This is a genomic window from Clostridioides sp. ZZV14-6154, from assembly GCF_020657785.1.
Taxonomy (GTDB): Bacteria; Bacillota; Clostridia; order Peptostreptococcales; family Peptostreptococcaceae; genus Clostridioides.
Map to the genome: position 1 here is coordinate 572,724 of NZ_JAGWCY010000002.1, position 25,123 is coordinate 597,846.

Below are 25,123 nucleotides of genomic sequence, written 5' to 3' on the forward strand. Positions count from 1 at the left end.
AATTTGTATGGAGATATGTTATGAAAAATTACGTTTGTATAGATATTGGAGGTACTTCAATAAAATATGGATTTATTAGAGAAGATGGGTTAATAATCGATAAATCAAGTTTAGATACTGAAGCAAAAGAAAAAGGTGGACCAGGAATATTATCTAAAATAAAGAAAATAGTTAAAAAATATATGAAAGAAAATAATATTGATGGGATATGTATATCAACTGCAGGTATGGTTGACCCAATTGAAGGTAAGATAGTATTTGCGTTAGAAGAATTAATTCCAAACTATAAAGGTATGGAATTAAAGAAAGAGATAGAAAAAGAATTTAATATAAAATGTGAAGTTGAAAATGATGTTAATTGTGCTGGTCTTGGTGAAATGTGGCTTGGAGCAGGTAAGGAAGCAACTTCTTCTATCTGTATGACAATAGGTACTGGTATTGGTGGTTGTGTTATAATAAATAATAAGCTTATAAATGGATTTAGTAATAGTGCTGGTGAAGTAGGATATATGAATATGAATGGAAGTACTTTTCAAGAGTTGGCATCAACTAGTAGCTTGGTAAAAAAATTAGCAAAAATAAAAAATATGGATGAAAATGACCTAAATGGGAAAATAATTTTTGATTTAGCAAAGAATAATGACGAAGATTGTTTAAAAGAATTGGATAATATGATAAAATCATTAGCAATTGGTATTGCAAATATATGTTATGTAATAAATCCAGAAGTTGTAATTTTAGGTGGCGGAATAATGGCACAAGAAGAATTTCTAAAACCTAAAATAGATAGAGCGTTAAAGGAGATTCTTATAGAAAGAGTTTATAAAAATACTAATGTAGAATTTGCAAAGAGACAAAATGATGCAGGTATGCTTGGGGCATTATATAATTTTTTAAACAAAATATAGAGAATAGAAGGTTTTTTAATGAGTATTTTAGAACAATTAGAATCACCAACTTTTAAAGTCACAAAGTCAGATAAATTACTGATAGCTTATATAAAAGAAAATATAGAGGATGTATTTTATAAACCAATATCACAAATTGCTAAAGAGAGTAATATTGGTGAAGCAACTATAACTAGATTTGTTAAAAAAATGAAGTTTAATGGGTTGCAAGACTTTAAAGTTACTTTAGCACAAGAAATATCAAGTAGTAATAAAAAAAATATTATAAATAAGAATATACAAAATGATGAGCCAGCTTTAGATACAGCCAAGAAACTTTTAAACTCAAATATAACTACTTTAGAGAATACTGTTGAGATAATCAATAGTGTAGATGTTCATGATTGTGCAAGACTTATAATAAATGCTAAAAAAGTTTACTTTATAGGTATTGGATATTCAGGAATAATAGCACAAGATTCAAACTATAAGTTTATGAGAATTGGACTTAATTGTGTAAGTTTTGATAGTAGTCATACTATGATAATGATGTCTTCTATAATGGAAGAAGGAGATTTAATAGTTGCAATTTCTCATTCTGGCGAAACTGAAGAAATTATAAAAACTGTAAAACTTGCGAGAGCTAATAATGCTAAAATTATATCTATTACTGAAAATAAAAATTCTGAATTGAAGGATATTTCAGATGTGCACTTATCTTATGTATCAGGGGAAACTGTATTGGAAACAGGTTCAATATCTTCTAAATTAGCACAATTTTTTATTATTGATTTAGTATATACACAGGTAGTAAAAGAGCTTTCAAATGAAGCTATTGAAAGAAAAATCAAGACTACAAATGCTATAAAACTGTTTAAAAATGAATAAAATCAGATATTTGTAATACTTTATGTGGTTTTCTTAAAAATTTAGTAATGGGGAGATTTTACATGTCTAAATTAAAAGACTATGATATTAACAAAGTAATGCTTTTTAATAATTTATGTAGTGAAACTAAGAATCAACTTAAAGAAAAAGCTAAACTAAAAAGATTACAAAGAAAAGAAATTTTATTTTATGAAAAAGAACAATTAGACAGGGTATATGTACTTTTAGATGGGAAAGTATCTATTTTTAAGATAAGCGAAAATGGCGAGAGAAAGGTGATTTTTATATTAAATAATGGAGAAATTATAAATGACATTACCTTTGATTTTACTAAGAATTCTGCTGTTGGATGTGAGGCATTTGAAAATTCAATTGTGTTTTATTATAGTATTGAAGAATTTACAGAAATTATGAAAAATGATTTTCAGCTTACAAAAGATATTATTTCTTATATGGAGAGAAGGACAAGACGTTTATATAGACAGTTAAAAAATTCAATATCTATAAAAGTAGACAAGAAATTAGCAGCAAAATTATATAGATTAAGTAAAGAATTTGGAGTTTGTTGTGGAGAATGGACATTATTAAATGTAAATCTTACAGTTACATACTTAGCAGATATGCTTGGTTGTAAAAGAGAGACAGTTTCTAGAATGATAAAAGTATTGCAAAAAGAAGAACTTATAAAGATTGATAATAAAGGTTTTTATGTAAAAGAGAGCGAGCTATCAAAATACTTTAAAAATAATTAATTATAATTAAATAAAGGTATTATTAAGAGAATCTATGTATAGATTCTTTTTTATTTATCTAAAATGGTAATATTTACCTTAAGTTTATTGAAACAGCTGAGTTCTGATAGTATAATTAATTTAATATGAACAGTAAATATACAGATGTTGACACAGCTTCTATGCGCAGAAAGGGATGTATCAAAATGAAAAATAAAAAATTCATAGGTTATGCTTTAGGTTTGATTTTTATATGTGTATTTGTGATGTTTTCTCTTTGGGATTTTACCTATAATGTTAATTCACTAGTAGAAAAAAGCAAAAAGATGCATTTAGAAGAGTTATCATTGCAAAGTTCAAATACTATAAATGTTAAGCTTAATTCACTAACAAAGTTTATAAATAGTATTTCTAAAGTTATTTCAGAGTCAGAGGGTATGAAGAAAGAAGATATAATGAAATTATTAAATGATGTATCAAAGGAATCTGATTTTGAAAAAATCTACATTGCATATCCAGATGGTACAGCCTATACAGGTGATGGAAAGGTCTATAATATATCGCAACATAGCTATTTTAAGAAGGCAATGAAAGGGGAAAGCAATATTTCAGAAATCATAAAATCATCTGTTAACAATGAAAATAGTTTTATAGTAGCGTCTCCTATGTACAAAAATGGTGAAGTGATTGGAGTTCTGTATGGTTCTTATTATACAAGTAAATTAAGTGAATTTATAGATGTGACTAGTTTTAATGGAGAAGGGAGTACATATATATTTGAAAAGTCAGGAAATCTTGTCTTAAAATCTACTCCAGGAAAAACTGATGATGCCATAGATAATGTTAGTGGTTTTTTTGATTTTATTTATATTGGAGAAAATTACAGTTATAAAAACTTTATTGAAGATATATCAAATGAGAAAAGTGGATTTTTAGAATATAAATTTGAAGGAAAAGAGGAATATGCCACGTATACTCCAGTTGGTATAAATGATTGGTATGTATTGTCTTTTATTCCAAAGACTTTGATAGTGAAAGAGATTTCTAAGATAAATAAACTTGCAATTATATTAACAACTAAAAACTTCATAGCACTTTCAGTTTTGATTTTAATTGTATTTTATAAAGAGAAAAAATCCAAAGGAAAGCTTGTAAAAGCAAATTTAGAGATATCTTCACTAACTAACAATATACCAGGTGGTGTTTTTAAATGTAGTGTAGGTGAAAAATATGAATTTGTGTTTTTAAGTGATGGATTTATTGACCTGTTTGAATATACTAAAGAAGAGATAAAATCTATGTTTAATAATAATTTTTATGATGTAATTTATAAAGATGATGTAGATAGAGTGAAAAGGGAATTTGCACTTCAAATATTAGAATCAAAAGTAGTTGAAATAGAGTATCGAATGATTACTAAGAGTGGTAATTTTGTGTGGGTTGTAAATAAGTGTGAGCTAATAAAAGATTCTGATGGAAAAGAGTATTTCTACTGTGTGTTGGTTGATGTAACAGATTTAAAAAGAGCAGAAGAAGAACTTAAGATTAATGAAGAAAGGCTTAGAATAGCCTTATCCAAGACATCTAACATAGTATTTGACTATTATGTGCATACAAAATCTATACATATCTCTAGTGATATCTCTTTAATATATGGAGTACAAAAAAATATTGAAAATGGTATAGAATATTTTATAGATTCTGGGATAATACATCCTGACTTTGTTGATGTGTTTAAAGAATCTTTTAACAAAATAGAAAAAGGTGAAGAAAGTGTAGTATCTGTAATAAAAACAAAACTAGTCAATGGGAAATATATATGGAATAGAATGACTCTAACTAATCTATTTAATGGAGCAGAAATTCCAATTAGAGCGATAGGTCTATTAGAAGATATAAATGAGCAAAAAAAAGCTGAAATGCAATATAATCAAGAAGAACAATATAGAAAAGCTATGTTGTCTGAAGCAATTGCTATATATGAAATTAATTTTTCTCAAGATAAATTTATATCAAGCAATATAAAGCCTAATAATAATTTAGGTTTAAGAACTACTGGAAAATATTCTGAAGTAATGGAGGATATTGTTGACGATATAGTTTTTATTTCAGATAGGGAAAACTTTAAAAAAGTATTTTATTATGAAAATATCTTAGATTCATATAATAAGGGAGTAAATGAGTTAAAGTTAGAGTATCGAAGATATGACAATGATGGTAAGATTTTGTGGGAACTTTGTACAATGCATTTACTTAAAGACCCACAAAGTAATAAACTTAAAGGATTTGCGTACATTAAAGATATAGATAAACAGAAAAAAGAAGAGATTGAGCTTAAATTTAAAGCTGAACGTGATATATTAACAGGAATTTATAATAAAGGTACAACTGAAACTCTAATAAAGAGGTTTTTAAGTTTAGACAAGGCTAAAGAAAGTAGTCATGCATTTTTTATTATTGATTTAGATGATTTCAAAGCCATTAATGATAATTTAGGACATGTCTTTGGTGATAAAGTTTTAGTTGAAGTCTCAAAAAAATTGACTTCTATTTTTAGAGAAGATGATATAATTGGACGTATTGGTGGAGATGAATTTGTAGTTTTCATAAAAAATATGAAGAATATGAAATTTATTGAAAACAAAGCGATTGAGTTATGTAATGCATTTAGAAATTATTATACTGGAGTAAATAAGTCATATAAAGTTTCTTGTAGTATTGGAATATCTATTATGCCAAATCATGGAACAACTTTTATTGAATTATATGAAAAAGCAGATAAAGCTCTTTATTATTCAAAAAAACAAGGAAAAGATAGATTTATTATATTTAATGACTCTATTTAAAGTTTAAATGCAAATGGAGGGTTTAAATATTTAAATAGAAAGAATATTAAGTTAAATAAGAATACTTTAACTATCTTGATATGATTTAGTTATAAATGGAGGAATACTATGAATGGAAAATATAGATTTACTATTACTATGGTTATTTTTTTACTTATATTAAATACATCATTTGTTTTAGCCGCTTCTGAGAAAGAAAAAGTGAGAGTTGGATATTGGCCTAGTTATGGAATTTCTATTACAAAAGATGGTCAGTTATATGGATATACATATGATTATATGAATGAAATAGCTAAAATAAATAATTGGAAATTAGAATATATACCTTGTGGATGGGGTCAAGGTCTAGAAATGCTTAAAGAGGGACAAATTGATATATTTGGAGCATTGCAAAAGGATGAAGAACGTGAAAAATACTATGATTATACGAATTTAAATTTTGGATATGAATATGGAGCATTGTATGTGAACTCCAAAAACAATACAATATCTTATAATAATCTAAAAGAGATTGATGGAAAAGTAGTAGGTACAGTTTCAGATAATCATTTTAAAAGTGTATTTGATGAATACTGTAAAAAAAATAAAATATCTGTAAAATATAAGTACATAGAAGGTGCAGAAGAACTTCAAAGAGAACTTGAAAAAGGAACCATTGATATGATACTTACAGGAAGCATTAGAGATATACCAAATACAAAGGTAGTATTACGTTTTTCATCAGAGCCTGTCTATTATGCAACAACTAAGGGAAACAAAAAAATACTAGATGGTTTGAATTATGCATTAAATGAGATTAAGCGAGAAGATATATATTATGATGGTAATTTATTTAATAAACATTATAAAGATACTGCAATAGCCACAGAAGTATTTACTTTGGAGGAAAAAGAATATATAAAGAAACATCCTATAATAAAAGTTGTATCAGGCCCTGATACATCACCACTATCTTTTTATGATAAAAATACAAATTCCTACAAAGGTATATCAATAGATATATTAAAATCAATTTCAAATAACTCAGGTTTAAAGTTTGAGTATATAAAGGTAGATAATTTTTCTGAAGGTTTAAAAATGGTTGAAAATGGTGAGGTAGATATCTGTGCAAATATGTTTATGTCACGGAGTACTGAGTTAGAGCATAATATTGTATTTACTGATGGATACCTTGAAACTACTATGTTAGGTTTGGCAAAAAATGATATTAGAATGAATGAAAAAACTAAGGTAGCAATGATTAAATGGACAGGTATAGAATCATTCGTAAAAGAATATTATCCAAATCAAGAAGTAAGTTTTTATCCAAATGCTAGTAAATGTATTGAAGCTGTCAAGAAAGAAGAATGTGATGTATTTATAGTAAGCAACTATATACTAAATAATATAATTAATACTGAAGAATTTGATGAGCTTATGTTTATGCCAATAAAAAATCAAGTCGTGGATATTGGAATAGGGGTTTCTGGAAAAGCAAATCCTGCATTGTTGTCAATACTCAACAAATCTATTAATAGAGTTACAGAAGAAGAGGTTGCAATTGCAATTACAGGTAGTACAAAGTACTTAGAACATAAGGTCACTCTATTAGATTTTATACAGCATAATATTATGGCATTTGTTTTAATAATATCATTTCTTATATTTATAGTTTTTGGAATATTTATTGTAAATTATAAGATACAAATGAATAAATTAAAAAAGATAGCATATGTTGATGAAGTAACAGGCATAAGGAGTTTACTAAAATTTAAAATTGATGCTAACAAGCTTTTTGAGAAATATGGAACAGATAACTTTGTTATATATTATATCAATATAGATAAATTTAAATATATAAATGATATGTTTGGTTTTGAATTTGGAGATAATATTTTAAAATACATAGCAAAAAAAATAGGTGAAAATGTTTTTAAGGATGAAATATATGCAAGGTTATCAGACGATAGATTTATTGTAATGACTAAAAAAAGTAATATAGAAAATTTAAGAAAAAGAGCAAATGATTTTTTTGAGATTGTCAATAATGATAAAAAAAATACATTTAAAATAGATATAATACTTAAATGTGGAGCATATTTAATTGATAAAGAAGATGTAAATATTGATGTAATGATTGATAGAGCTAAGATAGCTTGCCAAACAATAGAAACCAATTATAAAAGTAAAGTTGCTTTTTATGATGATAAAATAAGGATTTCTATACTTCATGAAAAAGAAATTGAAAATAATATGGATAATGCACTTTTAAATAAAGAATTTGTAGTTTATTTGCAACCTAAAATTAACCTTATAACAGAGGAGGTTGTAGGTGCAGAGGCTCTTGTTCGTTGGATTCATCCAATTAAAGGAACTATACCACCTAATGATTTTATTCCACTATTTGAGAAAAATGGATTTATAGAAAAACTTGATTTGTATGTTTGGGATAATATATTTAGTACAATGTCAAAATGGATAAAAAATGGAATAAAGCCACAACCAATTTCTATAAATGTATCAAGAATTCATTTAAATAATAGAAATATAGTAACTAGTTTAAAATCTTTAATAAATAAGCATAATATACCAGCACATCTAATAGAACTTGAGTTAACAGAAAGTTTATTTTTGTCAAATATAAGTATGATTTTAGATATTTTAAATGATTTACATGATATTGGATTTATCGTATCTATGGACGATTTTGGAAGTGGATATTCTTCGCTCAGTCTTTTGAAAAAATTGCCAATTGATGTATTGAAGATTGATAGAGAATTCTTAAATGAGACAATTACATCTGTACGTGGAGAAAAGGTTATAAAGAATATAATTACATTAGGTAAGGATTTAGATATGCTAATTGTAGCTGAAGGAATAGAAACTGAAGGTCAATTAAATTTATTAAAAAATGCAGGTTGTGATATTGGACAAGGATTTTACTTTGCAAGACCTATGGATATAGAATCTTTTGAAAAGCTTGTATTTAAAAGAATAGATTTTTAATTTAAAGTTATAAATAATAAAAAAATATTACTAGAGCTGAATAAGCTATAGTAATATTTTTTTTATTATTTTTAAAACTGTGATAATTATCACAGAAGTATCTAAAAGAAAGTGTTAAGATTTAAACAAGATAATAAGCAAGCAAAACTAAAATATAAGAAAGGTGATAAAAATGAAATTAAAATTAGATTCATCCAAATTCAATGAAGGTCTGAATTCCCTAAAAAAAGACTACAAAATATTTGCACCAGTCATAATGCCATTTAAAGGTACTTTTTCAGATACTGACATGATAAGATACAAGGAAGTAAGCACTTTTGAAGAAATGGAATTTGCTCAAAAATCAAACTTTTCACCAAAAGAAGTAGTGCTTCCTATCAATCAAGTCTTATTTTACTTTACTGAAAAAGAATTTAAGGAAAGCGATTTAGACAATAAAAAGATTTTAATTTTTCTAAGAGCTTGTGACATAAATGGAATAAAGAGACTCGATGAAATATATTTAAATAATGGAGAAGAAAAAGATTATTTTTATAAACATATTAGAGAAAAAATAAAATTTGCACTTGTAGGATGTAAAGAGAGTTTTAGAAATTGTTTTTGTGTAAGTATGGATTCTAATAAAACTGATAACTATTCACTTGGATTGAATATAGAAGGAGAAAAATTGTACTTAGATATAAAAGACAATGAATTTGAAGTGTTTAATGGAGAGCCAGCAGAATTTGATGTCAGTCATGTAACGGAAAATTTAATTTCTGTAGATGTACCAGAAAATATTGATTCTAATGAGATGATAGGAAATCCAATATGGGATGAATATGACACAAGATGTATTGGATGTGGAAGATGTAATTTTGTATGTCCGACATGCTCATGCTTTACAATGCAGGATATTTTTTATAAGGAAAATGAAAATGTAGGAGAAAGAAGAAGAGTTTGGGCTTCATGTCAAGTAGATGGATATACAGATATAGCAGGTGGAAATTCTTTCAGAAAAAAACAAGGAGAAAGAATGAGATTTAAAACTATGCATAAAATAAATGATTTCAAAAAAAGATTTGGATATAACATGTGTGTTGGGTGTGGAAGATGTGATGATGCCTGTCCACAATATATATCATTTTCAAAATGTATAGAAAAAATAAATGATTTAGTAACTAGTAAGGAGGAGATATAAATGAACTCATATATACCAGTAAGTGCAAAAATACTAGATATAGTTAAACATACTGATAAAGAATGGACATTTAAAGTGAATTGCAATACAAAAGGGGTACTGCCTGGAAAATTCTATGAAATATCTATACCTAAATATGGTGAAAGTCCAATATCAGTATCAGGATATGGAGAAGATTATATTGACTTTACAATAAGAAATGTAGGTAAAGTTACTAGTGAACTATTCAATTATAAAGAAGGGGATTCGTTTTTTATAAGAGGACCTTATGGAAATGGATTTGATGTATCTTTATATGAAGGAAGAGAAATCGTAGTAGTAGCAGGAGGGAGTGCATTAGCTCCTGTAAGAGGAATAGTTGAATATTTTTATAACAACAAAGATAAGTGTGAAAAGTTTAAATTAATAGTAGGATTCAAATCACCAAAAGATGTCCTATTTGCAGACGACTTAAAAAGATGGAATGAAAAACTAGATGTTTTAGTTACTGTGGATGGAGCGGATGATGGCTATAGTGGAAATGTAGGGTTAGTAACAAAGTATATCCCAGATTTAGATATAAAAGATATAAATAATACTTCTGCAATTGTAGTTGGTCCTCCAATGATGATGAAATTTACAGTAGGAGAGTTTTTAAAAAGAGATTTAGACGAAAAAAATATTTGGGTTTCTTATGAAAGAAAAATGTGTTGTGGAATAGGAAAATGTGGACACTGTAAGATGGATGATACTTATATATGTTTAGATGGACCAGTATTTGATTATTCATATGCTAAAAATCTTATTGATTAGGGGGTGGAGTTTGTGATAAGAGATTTAAATACTAAAAAAGTAATGAAAAATGCTTACAGAATTACAAAAACAAAATATAAAACTTCTTTAAGAGTTAGAGTACCAGGAGGTCTTATTGACCCTGAAAGTTTAATCACAGTTTCTAAGATTGCAAATGAATATGGTAATGGTCAGATACACATAACTACAAGACAGGGATTTGAAATCTTAGGAATAGATATGGAAGACATGGAAGAAATAAACAATATCATACAACCTGTTATTGAAAAGATGAATATAAATCAAAATGAGAAAAATGCAGGTTATCCAGCAGCAGGTACGAGAAATATAGCTGCCTGTATAGGTAATAAAGTCTGTCCAAAAGCGCAGTATAATACAACTGAATTTGCAAAAAAAATAGAAAAAGCAATCTTTCCAAATGACTTACATTTTAAAGTAGCCTTAACTGGATGTCCAAATGACTGTATAAAAGCTAGAATGAATGATTTTGGAATTATAGGAATGACATTGCCACTATATGAAAAAGATAGATGTGTGAATTGTGGAGCGTGTGTAAAAAAATGTTCAAAATTATCTGTTGGGGCGTTAAAAACAGAAAATAATAAAGTAGTAAGAGATGGAGATAAGTGCATAGGTTGTGGAGAATGTGTACTGAATTGCCCAACAAATGCATGGACTAGAGATGAAAAAAAATACTATAGATTAGCTATAATGGGTAGAACAGGGAAGAAAAATCCAAGACTAGCAGAAGATTTTCTTTTATGGGCAGATGAAGACAACATAATAAAAATAATACTTAATACTTACAAATATGTAGAAAAGTATATAGATAAAGACGCACCAGGAGGGAAAGAGCATATAGGATATATAATTGACAGGACTGGATTCATGGAATTTAAAAAATGGGCACTTGAAGGTGTACAATTTGAAGAAATAACTAAAGTACATGAAAATATATACTGGAGTGGAGTTAAATATCTATAATTAATAAAAACATATATTTAAATAAATTATAAATTTAATAGAAGGAAGAGGGAATTATGCATAAAGAAACTTTGGATAAATTAACTAATGCAGCTATAAATAAAATAAATTTATTAAATACAAGTAAGATAAAATATTTAGTGTCTTCTGCTTTTGCAGGACTTTATGTAGGTATTGGTATACTTTTGATATTTACTATTGGAGGAATTTTGATAGATGCAGGTTCTCCTATGACAAAGATAATGATGGGATTATCGTTTGCAGTAGCACTTAGTTTAGTTGTAATGACAGGAACAGAACTGTTTACTGGAAATAATATGGTAATGTCTGCAGGCATGCTAAATAAAGGGGTAAGTATAAAAGATACTTCTAAAATATGGATATACAGTTGGGTAGGAAATTTAATAGGAGCTTTGATTTTAGGTATAATGTTTGTAGGAACTGGTTTAGTAGATAAAGGTCCTGTAGCAGAATTTTTTGCAACTACAGCAGCAGCCAAAGTATCTATGCCGTTTATGTCTCTTTTCTTTAGAGGAGTTTTGTGTAATATTTTAGTTTGTGTCTCAGTTTTATGTTCATTTAGAACTAATAACGATAGTGCAAAAATAATTATGATATTCCTATGTTTATTTGCTTTCATAACAACAGGGTTTGAACATAGTGTGGCAAATATGACAATCTATAGTGTTTCATTATTTTCTCCAACAATTCAAACAGTTAGTATTGGAGGAGCTATTTATAATTTAGTAGCTGTAACACTTGGAAACATTGTTGGAGGAGCTTTATTTATGGGACTTGGTACTTATATACTAGGTAAAGAAAAAATTAAACAAGTTTGCTAAATAAATCTTATAACGCTCTCAATAAGTACAAATATCGTATTATTGAGAGCGTTGTTTTTAATTTTTAAAAAAATATTTGAAAGAAAAAAAGTATGATGGCATATGAATATATATGATGTATGTGATTATAAAGTTCGTTAAATTATGAATTAAAATTAGTATTATAAATAAAAAGTTAGAAGCCTCACGTAGAAAAGATGATTTTGAATACAATAATAAGTGTGATAAAATTGACTTTGTTGAAATTTTGAAGGAGGTATTTGATGACAAAAAAATTAATAATATCAAAAACTAAATTGTTTATTTTTATAATAGCATTTATATCTGCATTTATAGCTCTATTTGGAAGTAAAAATACACTTATAGGTGTGGCTATAGTAACAGCTATGCTAATGCTTTTGGAAAGAGATTTAACTATTTCTCCAATTAAAAATTTACTAAAGTACTTGATAATAAATGTAATGTTAGGAGTATTATCGTTTTTTGCAGTACAAAATATGTATTTAGGAATTTTATTAAATTTTATAGCATTATTTATAATAGGATATTTATTTAGTTATGACTTGAAAAGGGCTGTATATGTACCTTTTGGTCTTATGTATATATTTATGATAAGTATACCTGTAGGATTAAGTGAATTTCCTATAAGATTATCAGCTTTAGCGAGTGGTTCACTTGTCATAATGATTGCTCAATTTGTTATGAATAGAAATAGAATGAAAAAAATTGGTGACAAAGAATTAATATCTATATGTGATGAGTTGTTGGAAAAAATAAATCTTTTAAAAAATATTATGAACAATGATAATTCTGTAAGTAAGTCTAATATGAGAAAAATAGATAGTTGTAATTACACAATAAATTCTATATCAAAAGGTCTTAAAATGGTTATATTTGATAATAGAAAAGATGACTTTTTTATTAGTATTAAAGGAATGGATATAATAAATATCTTATTTTCATTAGAAAGAATAAGTTTAATCTTAGATAGATATAAAGCAGATACTAAGGAATTTGAGGATGAAGACATAAAAAATATTCTAGAAGAAAGTAGTACAAATGGTAAAGAAGATGTTTTAGTTGTAGTATCTAAAGAAGTAAATTATATCAAGATGTGCTTAGAAAATAAAGATAATATAACTGATAAAGAAATACTTGGATTTAGAGATTATGTTATCGTTCAAGATACTAAAAATATAAATTTGAAAGAAATTTACAGTGTTTTAGAAAATCTATATGAATTTTTATTAGAATACAAAAAGGTAAAATCAAAAGAGGAAAAAAGAGCTGAAAGAAAAATAAAGATACCACATGAGTTTAAAAGAATATCAATATATAAGCAACATTTTAATTTAAAATCTATAAGATTTTCTTATGCAATAAAAATCGCTTTGGCTACAGCAATATCAGGTTTTATTATGGATTATTTTCACTTAAAAGATGGAAGATGGATAATGTTAACTGTATTTTCATTAACACAACCTTATGCAGAGAATTGTTTGCAGAAATCCAGAAAAAGAATAGAAGGTACACTAGTAGGAGCGGTAATATTTATTGTTTCATTTTCAATAATAAAAGATAACACATTAAGGTCATTAATAGTACTTTTAGCAGGATACATAAACTCATATGTAGTTGATTATAGAAAATTGATAGTGTGTGTAACTGTTTCAGCTCTTGGTTCCGCAGCAGTTATGGGAGACCCTAATGTTTTAACTATGAGTAGAATTTCATATGTGGTATTAGGTGCAATTATTGCATTAATAATAAATAAATTTGTTTTACCATATGATGCAAAAATGGGGTATCAGCATGTTATAGATGTGTATAAAGGTATAGTTAAAAATATAATTAATGAAGTTAATAAATCTATTGAAAACTCAACCAATGTTCATTATATAAAGAATCTATTATTAGTGCCATCACTTATTGAAGATAGACTTATGTTGATAAATACTATATACAAAGATGAACGTCAAGATGATTTCTTAGAAAATCAACAATTACTAATAAGTAATATGTACAATTTATATATAAATGTCAAAAAGAATAATATTAGAGATGAAGATGTAGAAAGAATATTGAGAGATACTAGTTATATTTCAAATTATGATGCTGATAAATATGATGAAGGAAGAAGTGTAATTTTAGATAGTATTGAAAATACAGTAAGCTTGGGCGATAAAATAATTTGTCTCAATTTACTTCAAACTTTAAATGGTGTAAAAGAGATGTATAGAATAAGTAATACCAGTAAAATGTTAGTGCAAGAAGTTGCATAATTTTCTAATCTAATTAAATTATATAATAAGTCATAGCTTTAAAGCAAAGTATATGACTTTTTCTTTTATACAATGTTAAAAGAAAATAGTATATTAAAAACAAAAAACATATAGTTATGAATTTTGTGTGAAAAAGGTTAAAATATTGATTTTTTTCATTAGTTGAAAAAACAATTTACTTAGGATAAACTATAATAGTATTCAAATATTATGGGGGTTAGATTTATGAGTAAAGATGTAAAGGTAAAGCGTGATAAGAAATATGATACATTTAGTATAACTATGGAACTTGAAAGACCTTTACTTTATGATGAGGTTGAAAACGAAGATGATAAAAATGATAATAGAAAATTTAATATAAAAAAGAAAATATTCATGGGAATAGGTATACTGTTTGTATTGATTCTGCTTAGTTTTTTCATATGGATAAACAAAACATATGAACCTCAAAAACTAGCAAAAGAAGCACTAGTTAGTAATAGTAAAGTCGAGGTAACCATAAATGAAAATATTTCATTTACACCTAAGGGTAGAAAAGTTTCTAAAGGTCTAATTTTTTATCCAGGAGCTAAAGTAGAAATTGAATCATATGCACCACTTGCAAGAAAAATAGCAGAAAGTGGATATGAAGTGGTAATTGTAAAAATGCCACTTAATCTAGCTATACTTGGAACTAATAAAGCACAGAAAGTTATGGATTCTTACAGTAACATAGAACATTGGGTAATAGGAGGGCACTCATTAGGCGGAGTTGTTGCATCTAATTTTGCACGTGACAATAAATTAATTGATGGAGTTGTGTTTTTATCTTCTTATCCAATGGGCAATGAACTAAGACAGTTAGGCAAAAAGGTTATATCTATATGGGGAAGTAAAGATGGAGTAGTTAACTTTAAAAACCTTATAGAAGCAAAAGAAAAACTTCCTGATGATACAACTTATGTTGAAATTGAAGGGGGAAATCATGCACAATTTGGAGATTATGGAAAACAAAAGGGCGACAATGATGCTATTATAAGTCAAGAAAAACAGCTTAAGATTACTGCAAATAGTATTATTAAATTTTTAAATAATATATCTTAAACAAAAGCTTGAAGTTTATAATATATATAAAGTATTATTTTAAGTAGATATTATTAATATAATAAAACTAAGATTGGATTACAAGGGGGATTTTAATATGGAATATGATATGCCACTTTATAGACCACCAAGTGAGGCTTATAGTCTTATAATACAAGTCACACTAGGATGTTCTCATAATAAATGTACATTTTGTAGCATGTACAAATCAAAGAAATTTAAAATAAAACCATTAGAAGTAATAAAAAATGAAATTGATATATTTAGAAGACATTATAAAAATGTAGACAGAATATTTTTAGCAGATGGAGATGCATTGATAATACCAATGGAAAAATTAAGAGATATAATATTATATATAAAAGAAGTTTTTCCAGAGTGTGAAAGAATTACTCTATATGGCTCTCCTAAGTCTATAGAGAAAAAAACTGATGATGAACTTAAAGAGTTAAAAGAACTTGGTGTTAAGATGATTTATCTAGGACTTGAAAGTGGAAATGATGAGGTATTAGAAGATATTAAAAAAGGATTTAATAGCGAACAACTGATAAAAGTTGGTAGAAAAGTTAAGAAAAATGGTATTAAATTATCAGCTACTGTAATAGCAGGTCTTGGAGGAACTAAAAAAACACATCAACATGGAGTTGATACAGGAAAAATGCTAGGAGCAATTTCCCCAGATTATGTAGGTGTATTGAGTTTAATGGTAGAACCTAATACTGAACTTTACGATTTACTTCAATCTGGTGAATTTAAAGTATTGGAAGATAAGGCTGTACTACAAGAAATTAAAGAAATGATAAAAAATATAGATACCAATGAAAAAGTTGTATTTAGAAGTAATCATGCCTCAAATTATGTTAACTTAAAAGGAATATTACCTGAGGATAAACAACGTCTAATTGATGAGATAGATTATTATCTAAGTAACTTAAAATTAAAAAGAGAAGAATATAGAAGATTGTAAAATTTAAATATCATTAATATATATGTGTAGATGTAAAATATTTAAATTATCTAGATTTTAAGTGGGGTGTCTCAGAATGAACTTTTTAGTTCATGAGGCACTCTTTTTTGTATGAAATCAAATATATTTTCATCATTTCAACAATGAAAAGGAGGCTTATCTCTATTTTGAGACAGCTCCTTTTTTGTTAAGGAATATAATTATGAAATCATAGAAAAAATCTATCAATAATGATAAAAATATGCACTGGATTAATAGATTTCCACGCATTATAATAGAGACATAAATTTAAATTACAAAAACTATAAACATAAAAACGTGTGGAGGAATAGAAATGAAAATATATCAAAATATCTTTGAACCATTAACTATAAAAAGGATGAATGTAAAAAATAGAATAGTTATGCCACCAATGGGAACAAACTTTGGTGGAGAAAGTGGAGAATTTAAAGATGAGCACATTAAATATTATGAACAAAGAGCTAAAGGTGGAACTGGACTTATAATTGTAGAAAATGCTTGTGTAGATTTTCCTTTAGGTTCTAATGGAACTACACAAATAAGAATAGACCATGACAGATACATACCTGCCTTATATAAGCTAACTGAGAATTTACATAAACATGGTGCATGTGTAGCTATACAAATTAATCATTCAGGTGCTTCAGCTATGCCAGAGAGAATAAATGGATTAACTCCAGTATCTTCTTCTAATATACCTTCAAAAAATGGAGGAACAATACCCAGAGAATTAAAGAAAGAAGAAATCCTAAATATAGCTAAAAAATATGGGAAGGCAGCAAAAAGAGCTCAAATAGCTGGTTTTGATGCTGTAGAGATACACGCTGGGCACTCATATTTAATAAGTCAATTTTTATCTCCAATTTACAATAAGCGTACAGATGAATTTGGTGGAAGTCTTGAAAATAGAGCGAGATTTGCAAAACTAGTAATTGATAAAGTTAGAGACGAAGTGGGAGCATTATTTCCTATATCTTTAAGGGTAAGTGCTGATGAATTTATAGAAGGAGGAAATACTTTAGATGATACTTTAAAGCTTCTTGAATATTTAAATGAAGAAGTAGATATATATAATGTATCAGCAGCATTAAATGATTCTATACAATTTCAAATCGATACAATGACATTAGAAGATGGGTGGCGTTCATATATGTCTAAAGCAGTTAAAAAAAGATTTGGAAAAGCAACAATAATAACTGGAAATATAAGAAACCCAGAAATAGCATCAAAAATACTTAAAAATAATGAAGCGGATTTTATAGGTATGGGAAGAGGGCTTATAGCTGACCCTAATTGGGTTGAAAAAGTGCAAAATGGAAAAGAAGATTCAATAAGAAAGTGTATTTCATGCAATATAGGATGTGCAGGTAATAGAATTGGAGCAAATAGACCTATAAGATGTACAGTAAATCCAGACTTAATAAATGAAGAAGAATATAAACAGAGAAAAGTAAATAAGACAACAAATGTAGTTGTTGTAGGTGGAGGAACGGCTGGTCTTGAAGCCGCAGCCACAGCAGCAGAGGTGGGATGTAATGTATTTTTATTAGAAGAAAAAGTAGATATAGGAGGGCTTGCTGAGACAATATCAACTTTTCCAGATAAAAGTAGAATAAATGATTTTCCAAAGTATTTAAAACAGAGAGTTAATAAATTAAAAAATTTAATTGTTTTTAAAAATACAAAAGCTGATATTAAATTTATAGAAAATTTAAAACCCGATATAATTATAAATGCTACAGGTTCAAAACCATTACTTCCACCAATAACTGGTTTGTTGGATAGGATAGACCAAGAAAATGGAAAGGTGAGTTCAATATTTAAGCTATTTAATGATATAGAAGATTTTAAAATAAAAGACTTAGAAAATAAGAAAGTAGTAGTTGTGGGTGGTGGAGCTGTTGGATTAGATGTTGTAGAATTTTTCTCGGAAAATAAGGCTAGAACTTCTATAGTTGAGATGTTACCAGTGGTAGGAAAAGATTTAGACCCTATAACAAAGGTTACAATGATGAAGATGTTAAAAGATTACAATGTTGATGTTTATACAAATACAGCATTATTGGAAGTTGAGGATGATAATTTTAAAGTTAAGAAGGATAAAGAAGAGTTATTGCTAGATTTTGATTATGGATTTATATGTTTAGGAATGAAATCTAATAATCCAATTTTGAATGATTTAAAGAAACATTTTGAAGCTAAAAATGTGGAAGTTATAAATATAGGAGATAGTAAAATAGCTAGAAGAATAATAGATGGAGTTAGAGAAGGAAGAAATATAATAACAACTTTAGAAAAGTTAAATCTTCTATGATAATAGATAAAAAAGACAATTTTAGAAAAGTCAAATCTTTTGTAGAGAATAAATAATAAAAATAAAGTAATCTTAGAAAAGTTAATTCATCTTTGTTTTATAACTTTAGTACTATTTTTAATTTTAACTATATCAAAGAGTACTATTGGTAATATAGTAGATTTAAGGGAATTCCTAAAAAGATTTCCCTTAAATCTCGTTTTAAGATAAATTAGTCATAAAATATTAAACTAATTTATCAATAGCTCCTGATTGAATATGTTGAATATTTGATTGGATTTTTTCATATGACCAATCCCACCACTTAATTTTTAATAATTTTGAAATTATATCATCGTTAAATCTTTTCTTTATAATTTTTGCAGGTATTCCACCAACAATAGAATATGGAGGGACATCATTAGTAACTACAGCTCCTGTTCCAATAATTGCACCATCACCAATTTTTACACCTGACATAATTACAGCATCATAGCCTATCCATACATCATTTCCAATTACAATATCACCCTTATTGTCCCAAGCATCTGTTATATGATTTATGTCTAAACCCCAGTCTTCATAAAAGATTGGAAATGTATAAGTAGAGAGTGATTTCATTGTGTGGTTTCCACTAGTCATTAGAAACTTTGCTTTACATGCAATTGAACAAAATTTTCCGATTATTAATTTGTCATTGTTTATAGGATACTGATATAGTACATTATTTTTTTCAAAATCTCTTGGGTCATTATAAAAGTCGTTATATATTGTATAATCTCCAACTTTTATATTGTCTCTTGTAATCACATTTTTAAGATATACAGTTTGATAATCGTTACTTCTTGGATATATTTTATCTGAATTTGGAATAGTCATGTTTAAATCTCTCCTTTATATTATGTTATTTTCCTGACTATCCCATTATTACAATACATCTCTTCATAGAATCACTCCTTACATATTACTTATTTATAGTTTATTATTTTATTTTCAATAAAATATTTTTAACTAAGTCGTATTTTATGATAATTGTCTATTTATTTGATTATATCAAAGTGATAAAAAATTACAAGTATTTAAGATATACTAAATAGAAAGTATTTTTTATTAAGTTAAATAACGTTATTATTGAATTAAACTTTAATTTTCAATAGTGATTTGACTAGAATATATTGGGTATGATAGAATTATGCTTATATAAATATTTATGTAGTATTTATGTAAATTTATTATCTATATTATATAAATAGATAGTATTTATATGTATTTATTTTTTAGGAGGTTTTATTATGAGTCGACTAGAGAGACTCGAAATGAAGAAAGTAGAAACTAAGCATTTACAACAATTCAATCAATTGTTACGTTATGTATTTCAAGTGACAAACCATGATTTACAACAAGTAGGTTGGGAGGAAAGAGAAATAACCCTTGCTAAACTACCTGTATTAAGACAAGCAGATGTATTTGGTTGGTTTGATGAGGATAAATTAGTATCTCAAATAGCTGTTTATCCATTTAAAATCAATATATTTGGTCAAGAATACGATATGGGTGGTCTTACTGGTGTTGGAACATATCCAGAATATTCTAATTTAGGTCTTATGGATAAATTGATGCGACAAGCATTAACAGATATGAGAGAAAGAAAACAATCTATATCTTATTTATTTCCATACTCAATTCCATATTATCGTCGTAAGGGATGGGAAATAATATCAGATAAGATATCTTTTGAAATTAAAGATACTCAGTTACCAAAACCTAAAGTGGTATCAGGAGAAGTTGAGCGTGTAAGTATAGAACACGAAGATGTCAGAAATGTTTATGAACGCTTTTCTAAAAAGAGCCATGCGTCTATGATTAGAAGTGAGTTAGCATGGGAAGAATACTGGCGTTGGGATTTAGATGACTTAACATGTGCAATTTATTATGATAAAAACCATGAAGCACAAGGTTATGTGTTATATTGGATTTCTGATGAAATATTCTATATTAAAGAAATGGTATTTGTAGAAGAAGAGGCACGTACAGGATTATGGAATTTTATAAGTGCTCACTTTTCAATGATAAATAAAGTGGTTGGGAATACATATACAGATGAACCATTGGCATTTTTACTTGAAGATGGAGATATAGAAGAAAATATAAAACCATACTTTATGGGTAGAATTGTTGATATAGAACAATTTATAAACCAGTATCCATTTAAAGAACAGGAAAATGAAGTAAAGTTAGTCTTTCAATTAGAAGACCCTTTATTAGATTGGAATACAGGAGTGTTTACATTAAATGTTTCTAAAGAGGGTAAAGGTATGTTAATTGATGGTGGTGATAAGTATGACTTGAAACTTGACATACAAACACTTACAACTATGTTGCTTAGTTACAAAAGACCAACTTATCTTCATAGAATAAAAAGAATTATTTGTGATAAAGAAGTAGCAGATTTATTAGAAAATCTTATTGAACGTGAAAATCCATATTTCTCAGATTATTTCTAATAAACTTTAATAAATTTTAAAATATATCTGGGATTGTACAGAGTATTTACTTTGAAACAATCCCTTTTTAACGTATTTTTATTCCATTTTATCAATTAGATTATTGTTTTTACTATAATTAATAATAAAGTTTTTAAAACTATTAACAGCAGGAGTTAAATATTTATTTTTCATTGTAGCTAAATATATGTATCTTTCATGTATAGGATTTGTTATTGATAAAACCTTTACATTAAAATATTTAAGAGCAAAAATATTGGGAACGACTGCTATACCGTAGTTAATAGAAACTAAACCTGCAACAGCTGTATCTTCTTCTGTTTCACATATAATTTGTGGCTTTACATCAACTTTTTCAAAGAGATTATCAATAATTGGTCTAACTCCACTATCTTCACTAAAGAATATAAAAGGGTAATCCTTTGTATCTTTTAAGTCTACACTATCATTTGAGGCCAGAGGGTGGCTATATGGTACTATTACAACCAATTCCTCCTGAAGTATAGATGTAAAATCTATGTTGGGTTCATTTGGAACAAAAGAGCAAAATGCTAAATCAAACTTTTCATCTTTTAAACCCTGGATAATCTTTTTAGTGGTACCTTGGCCAAATGAAAATGAAATATTTTTATTTAACTCTTTTTCTAAAAACTTACCAAGTATATCTGGAATGAAGTAAGCTCCCAATGTATAAATAAATCCTAAGTCTATAACACCTTTTGATATACTGGTATATTCTCTAAGCTTTTTTTCTCCTCTTTCTAATTCACCCAATGCTTTATCAACATAAGTTAAAAAAAACTTACCATATTTAGTCAAACGAACATTTCTACCTTGTTTTTCAAATAAAAAGGTTCCCAGCTCTTTTTCAAGAGCAGATATAGCATGACTTAAGCTTGGTTGAGTTATAGACAATTGTGTAGCTGCTTTTGTATAGTGTTCAACTTTGGCTAAAACTCTAAAGTAATGCAAATGATTTAGGTTCATTGATATTCAATCCCTTCATAAGTAATGAAATTCGAGTTATTTCTACATAATTATACCATATTATACCATAATTCATAGATTAATTCTATTAATATTAAGAATAATATGCATTATATTAATAATACTTAAATAATATAATGAAATTACAAGAAAGAGTGTAAAAAAATTAAATGTAAGTATATTTAACCTTTATGGTTATATAGATTATAAAAAAATATATAGTACTGAATTTTTTAAACACTTAAAAATTTAAATATATTAATGGATTTGAAATTACTATAAGTTGAGTAATACAAACTTTTAAAATATAGATATAGCAAAAATACATGTGATTAAATGATTTACATACTATAAGAATTGTTACTTTAAGGATAAAATGAAATATTACTGTAGAATTAGTATTGTTATGACTTATAGTATTTTTACGATATAATAATACTGTGAAATAAAATGAATATAAAATCTGATAAAACTTCTATATTTGTGGAGGAGAAATATGAAAAATATAGTACAAGTAAAAAATATTAGAATAGGAGAAGGTATACCTAAAATCTGTGTACCAATAGTTGGAAAAACTAAAGAAGAAATTATTGAAGAAGTTAATGACTTAAAGGGAATTTGTTTGGATGTTGTAGAATGGCGTGTTGATTTCTTTAAGAATGTAGAAAATATTCAACAAGTTAAAGAGGTCCTTAACGAATTAAGAAAATATATACCAGATATACCTCTATTATTTACATTTAGAAGTATAAAAGAAGGTGGAAAAAAATTAATATCAAAAGATTATTATACTATTTTAAATAAGGAAATTTCTAATACAGGATTAATAGACTTAATAGATGTAGAGCTATTTATGGGAGATGAAATTGTAAATGAAATAGTCGAGTTTGCTCATAAAAAAGAAGTAAAAGTAGTCATGTCAAATCATGATTTTAATAAAACTCCCAAAAAAGAAGAAATTATATGTCGTTTATGCAAAATGCAAAAACTAGGAGCAGACTTACCTAAAATAGCTGTTATGCCACAAAATGAAAGAGATGTTCTAGTGTTGCTTACAGCTACAAATGAAATGGTTCAAGTTTATGCAGATAGACCAATAATAACTATGTCTATGGCAGGAATGGGAGTTATAAGTCGTTTGTGTGGAGAAATATTTGGCTCTTCATTGACTTTTGGAGCAGCTAAAAAGGTTTCTGCACCAGGTCAAATATCAGTTGAAGAACTAAATTCAATACTACACATATTACATAAAAGTATTAATTAATTTAAAAGTATTGATTATATATGATGAAGGTTGATGATGTACTATAAAATATGATTTTGTAGATTTAGTAGGTAATATTATTAATATAACTAATATGTGAAATTATGGAAAAGTAATAATTTTATAAAAATAATTGATAAATATAAATTAAATTATATATGTATATATTGTAGTCCAATAGTGATATAATAATATAAAAAATTTTTATAGAGAGTGAGATTACATATGCGAAAACTTGAAGAGATATTAGAGTATAATAAATCATTTGTGGAAAATAAAGAATATGAACAGTATGCAACATCAAAACATCCAAATAAAAAAATAGTAGTCTTATCTTGTATGGATACAAGATTAACTGAACTTTTACCTAAAGCTATGAATCTTAAAAATGGAGATGTTAAACTGATAAAAAATGCAGGTGCTACTATAATGCATCCATTTGGAAGTATTATGAGAAGTATTTTAGTTGCAATTTATGAATTTGATGTGGATGAAGTTATGGTTGTAGGACACCATGGATGTGGTATGTGCAATGTGGATACAGATAAATTACTAAATAAAATCTTAGATAGAGGAATATCAAATGACGTAATACTTACACTTCGTAGTGCCGGAATTGATACAAAACAATGGTTACATGGATTTGATTCAGCAGAAGATTCTGTAAAAGATAGTATTAATTTAATAAAAAATCATCCTTTAATTCCAGAAGGAATTATTGTGCATGGTTTGATTATATCACCAGAAACTGGAAAAATAGATGTTGTTGTAAATGGATATGAGGATAAATAATATACTGTTATAATATATAAGTAATATATTATTAAATAAGAAGTTGTTTCAAAATTTATTTTATTTTGAGACAACTTTTTTTATTGATAAATTTATGAAAAGGTTTATCTTAAGGTTTTTAATGAAAAATATAAGTAGTTAGCTAATTAAAAAACTTACTATTATTTATTAAAATCATAATCAATTAATAAAAAAATATTTAATAAATGAAATTTATATGAATTTTTTATAAATATATTGAAAAAATGCATATGTTATAGTAAAATAATCATTAGCCGACTAAGTAATATAAAAATAAGGAGGGTAAGTATGAATAGTAATTCTGAAGAAAAATTAAATGATGTTTTTTTGCAATTGATGCGAATATATTTTATAAGAACTCATTTTTATTTTGATAAATTAGGTTTGTACCATGGTCAGCCACAAATACTATTTTCTCTTAAGATGAAAAATGGCCAAAGTCAAAAAGAATTAGCAGATAAAAGAAAAGTAAAAGCATCTACAACTACAGTTATGGTAAAGAGAATGGAAAAAGCTGGGCTTGTAGAAAGAAAACAAGATGAAAAGGACCAAAGAATTTCTAGGATTTTTTTAACAGATAAAGGTCTAGAAGTATGTAACAAAGTAGAGGAATTTAACAAAGAATTAGAAAGAGAATTCTTCTTAGGGTTTAGTGAAGAAGAAAAGATAGTACTTAGAAGACTCCTAATGCAAGTTAGAGACAATTTGAAAGTAGGATGTCATAAACATGAGCATGAAAAATATTTTTAAGGTTTAAAACAATGTTTTTCAATT

General features: G+C 26.9%; 19 protein-coding genes. 17 read left to right on the top strand and 2 right to left on the bottom strand.

All coding sequences use genetic code 11. The annotated features are described in order from the left end of the window. Positions 1-20 precede the first annotated feature (20 nt). The 13 genes from KGF45_RS09120 to KGF45_RS09180 all read left to right on the top strand — a co-directional run bounded on the left by KGF45_RS09120 (position 21) and on the right by KGF45_RS09180 (position 18,802). A complete protein-coding gene (locus tag KGF45_RS09120; protein ID WP_227828853.1) occupies positions 21-908 on the top strand; it encodes an ROK family protein in 888 nt (295 codons plus the stop codon). A gap of 18 nt (positions 909-926) precedes the next feature. Continuing rightward, complete coding sequence (locus tag KGF45_RS09125; RefSeq protein ID WP_227482491.1) at positions 927-1,775, top strand: MurR/RpiR family transcriptional regulator; 849 nt, start codon at positions 927-929, stop codon at positions 1,773-1,775. A 62-nt stretch (positions 1,776-1,837) separates the two neighbouring features. Beyond that, a complete protein-coding gene (locus KGF45_RS09130; protein ID WP_227842322.1) occupies positions 1,838-2,527 on the top strand; it encodes a Crp/Fnr family transcriptional regulator in 690 nt (229 codons plus the stop codon). A 125-nt stretch (positions 2,528-2,652) separates the two neighbouring features. Further along, positions 2,653-5,352 (top strand): diguanylate cyclase, encoded by a 2,700-nt coding sequence (locus KGF45_RS09135; protein WP_227842323.1) that lies wholly within the window; start codon positions 2,653-2,655, stop codon positions 5,350-5,352. A 108-nt stretch (positions 5,353-5,460) separates the two neighbouring features. After that, entirely contained in the window at positions 5,461-8,337 is a 2,877-nt protein-coding gene (locus tag KGF45_RS09140) for an EAL domain-containing protein (protein WP_227842324.1), read from the top strand. A gap of 172 nt (positions 8,338-8,509) precedes the next feature. Next, on the top strand, positions 8,510-9,517 hold the full coding sequence (gene asrA / locus KGF45_RS09145; RefSeq protein WP_227828849.1) for an anaerobic sulfite reductase subunit AsrA: 1,008 nt from the start codon (positions 8,510-8,512) through the stop codon (positions 9,515-9,517). Continuing rightward, positions 9,518-10,309: an anaerobic sulfite reductase subunit AsrB gene (asrB, locus tag KGF45_RS09150; protein WP_227828848.1), complete on the top strand. Its 792-nt coding sequence runs from the start codon at positions 9,518-9,520 to the stop codon at positions 10,307-10,309. 12 nt (positions 10,310-10,321) lie between these two features. Then, entirely contained in the window at positions 10,322-11,293 is a 972-nt protein-coding gene (gene asrC, locus KGF45_RS09155; protein ID WP_227842326.1) for a sulfite reductase subunit C, read from the top strand. 56 nt (positions 11,294-11,349) lie between these two features. Beyond that, positions 11,350-12,135 (top strand): formate/nitrite transporter family protein, encoded by a 786-nt coding sequence (locus KGF45_RS09160; RefSeq protein ID WP_227842328.1) that lies wholly within the window; start codon positions 11,350-11,352, stop codon positions 12,133-12,135. A 263-nt stretch (positions 12,136-12,398) separates the two neighbouring features. Continuing rightward, positions 12,399-14,417: an FUSC family protein gene (locus KGF45_RS09165; RefSeq protein WP_227842329.1), complete on the top strand. Its 2,019-nt coding sequence runs from the start codon at positions 12,399-12,401 to the stop codon at positions 14,415-14,417. Positions 14,418-14,642: 225 nt separating this feature from the next. Then, positions 14,643-15,500 (top strand): alpha/beta hydrolase, encoded by an 858-nt coding sequence (locus tag KGF45_RS09170; RefSeq protein ID WP_227828844.1) that lies wholly within the window; start codon positions 14,643-14,645, stop codon positions 15,498-15,500. A 97-nt stretch (positions 15,501-15,597) separates the two neighbouring features. Continuing rightward, positions 15,598-16,467: a radical SAM protein gene (locus KGF45_RS09175; RefSeq protein WP_227841054.1), complete on the top strand. Its 870-nt coding sequence runs from the start codon at positions 15,598-15,600 to the stop codon at positions 16,465-16,467. Between the two features lie 334 nt (positions 16,468-16,801). Further along, on the top strand, positions 16,802-18,802 hold the full coding sequence (locus KGF45_RS09180) for an FAD-dependent oxidoreductase (RefSeq protein ID WP_227842330.1): 2,001 nt from the start codon (positions 16,802-16,804) through the stop codon (positions 18,800-18,802). Positions 18,803-19,027: 225 nt separating this feature from the next. Here the strand turns inward: KGF45_RS09180 and KGF45_RS09185 are convergent, their stop codons facing one another. Beyond that, the gene (locus KGF45_RS09185; protein ID WP_227842331.1) at positions 19,028-19,660 is read right to left on the bottom strand and encodes a CatB-related O-acetyltransferase; all 633 of its coding nucleotides are present in this window, start codon (positions 19,658-19,660) and stop codon (positions 19,028-19,030) included. A 413-nt stretch (positions 19,661-20,073) separates the two neighbouring features. Between KGF45_RS09185 and eis the strand changes: the two genes are divergently transcribed. Further along, positions 20,074-21,285, top strand: a complete 1,212-nt coding sequence (eis, locus tag KGF45_RS09190; protein ID WP_227828840.1) for an enhanced intracellular survival protein Eis — start codon at positions 20,074-20,076, stop codon at positions 21,283-21,285. A gap of 78 nt (positions 21,286-21,363) precedes the next feature. Here eis and KGF45_RS09195 read toward each other — a convergent pair whose 3' ends face one another. Beyond that, entirely contained in the window at positions 21,364-22,272 is a 909-nt protein-coding gene (locus KGF45_RS09195; protein ID WP_227828839.1) for a LysR family transcriptional regulator, read from the bottom strand. A 496-nt stretch (positions 22,273-22,768) separates the two neighbouring features. Here KGF45_RS09195 and aroD point away from each other — a divergent pair, with 496 nt between their 5' ends. The 3 genes from aroD to KGF45_RS09210 all read left to right on the top strand — a co-directional run bounded on the left by aroD (position 22,769) and on the right by KGF45_RS09210 (position 25,099). After that, positions 22,769-23,536 (top strand): type I 3-dehydroquinate dehydratase, encoded by a 768-nt coding sequence (aroD, locus tag KGF45_RS09200; RefSeq protein ID WP_227842333.1) that lies wholly within the window; start codon positions 22,769-22,771, stop codon positions 23,534-23,536. 225 nt (positions 23,537-23,761) lie between these two features. Beyond that, positions 23,762-24,328 (top strand): beta-class carbonic anhydrase, encoded by a 567-nt coding sequence (locus KGF45_RS09205; protein ID WP_227828837.1) that lies wholly within the window; start codon positions 23,762-23,764, stop codon positions 24,326-24,328. A gap of 309 nt (positions 24,329-24,637) precedes the next feature. Beyond that, positions 24,638-25,099, top strand: coding sequence for a MarR family transcriptional regulator (locus tag KGF45_RS09210; protein ID WP_227842335.1), 462 nt, complete (start codon positions 24,638-24,640; stop codon positions 25,097-25,099). Positions 25,100-25,123 lie beyond the last annotated feature (24 nt).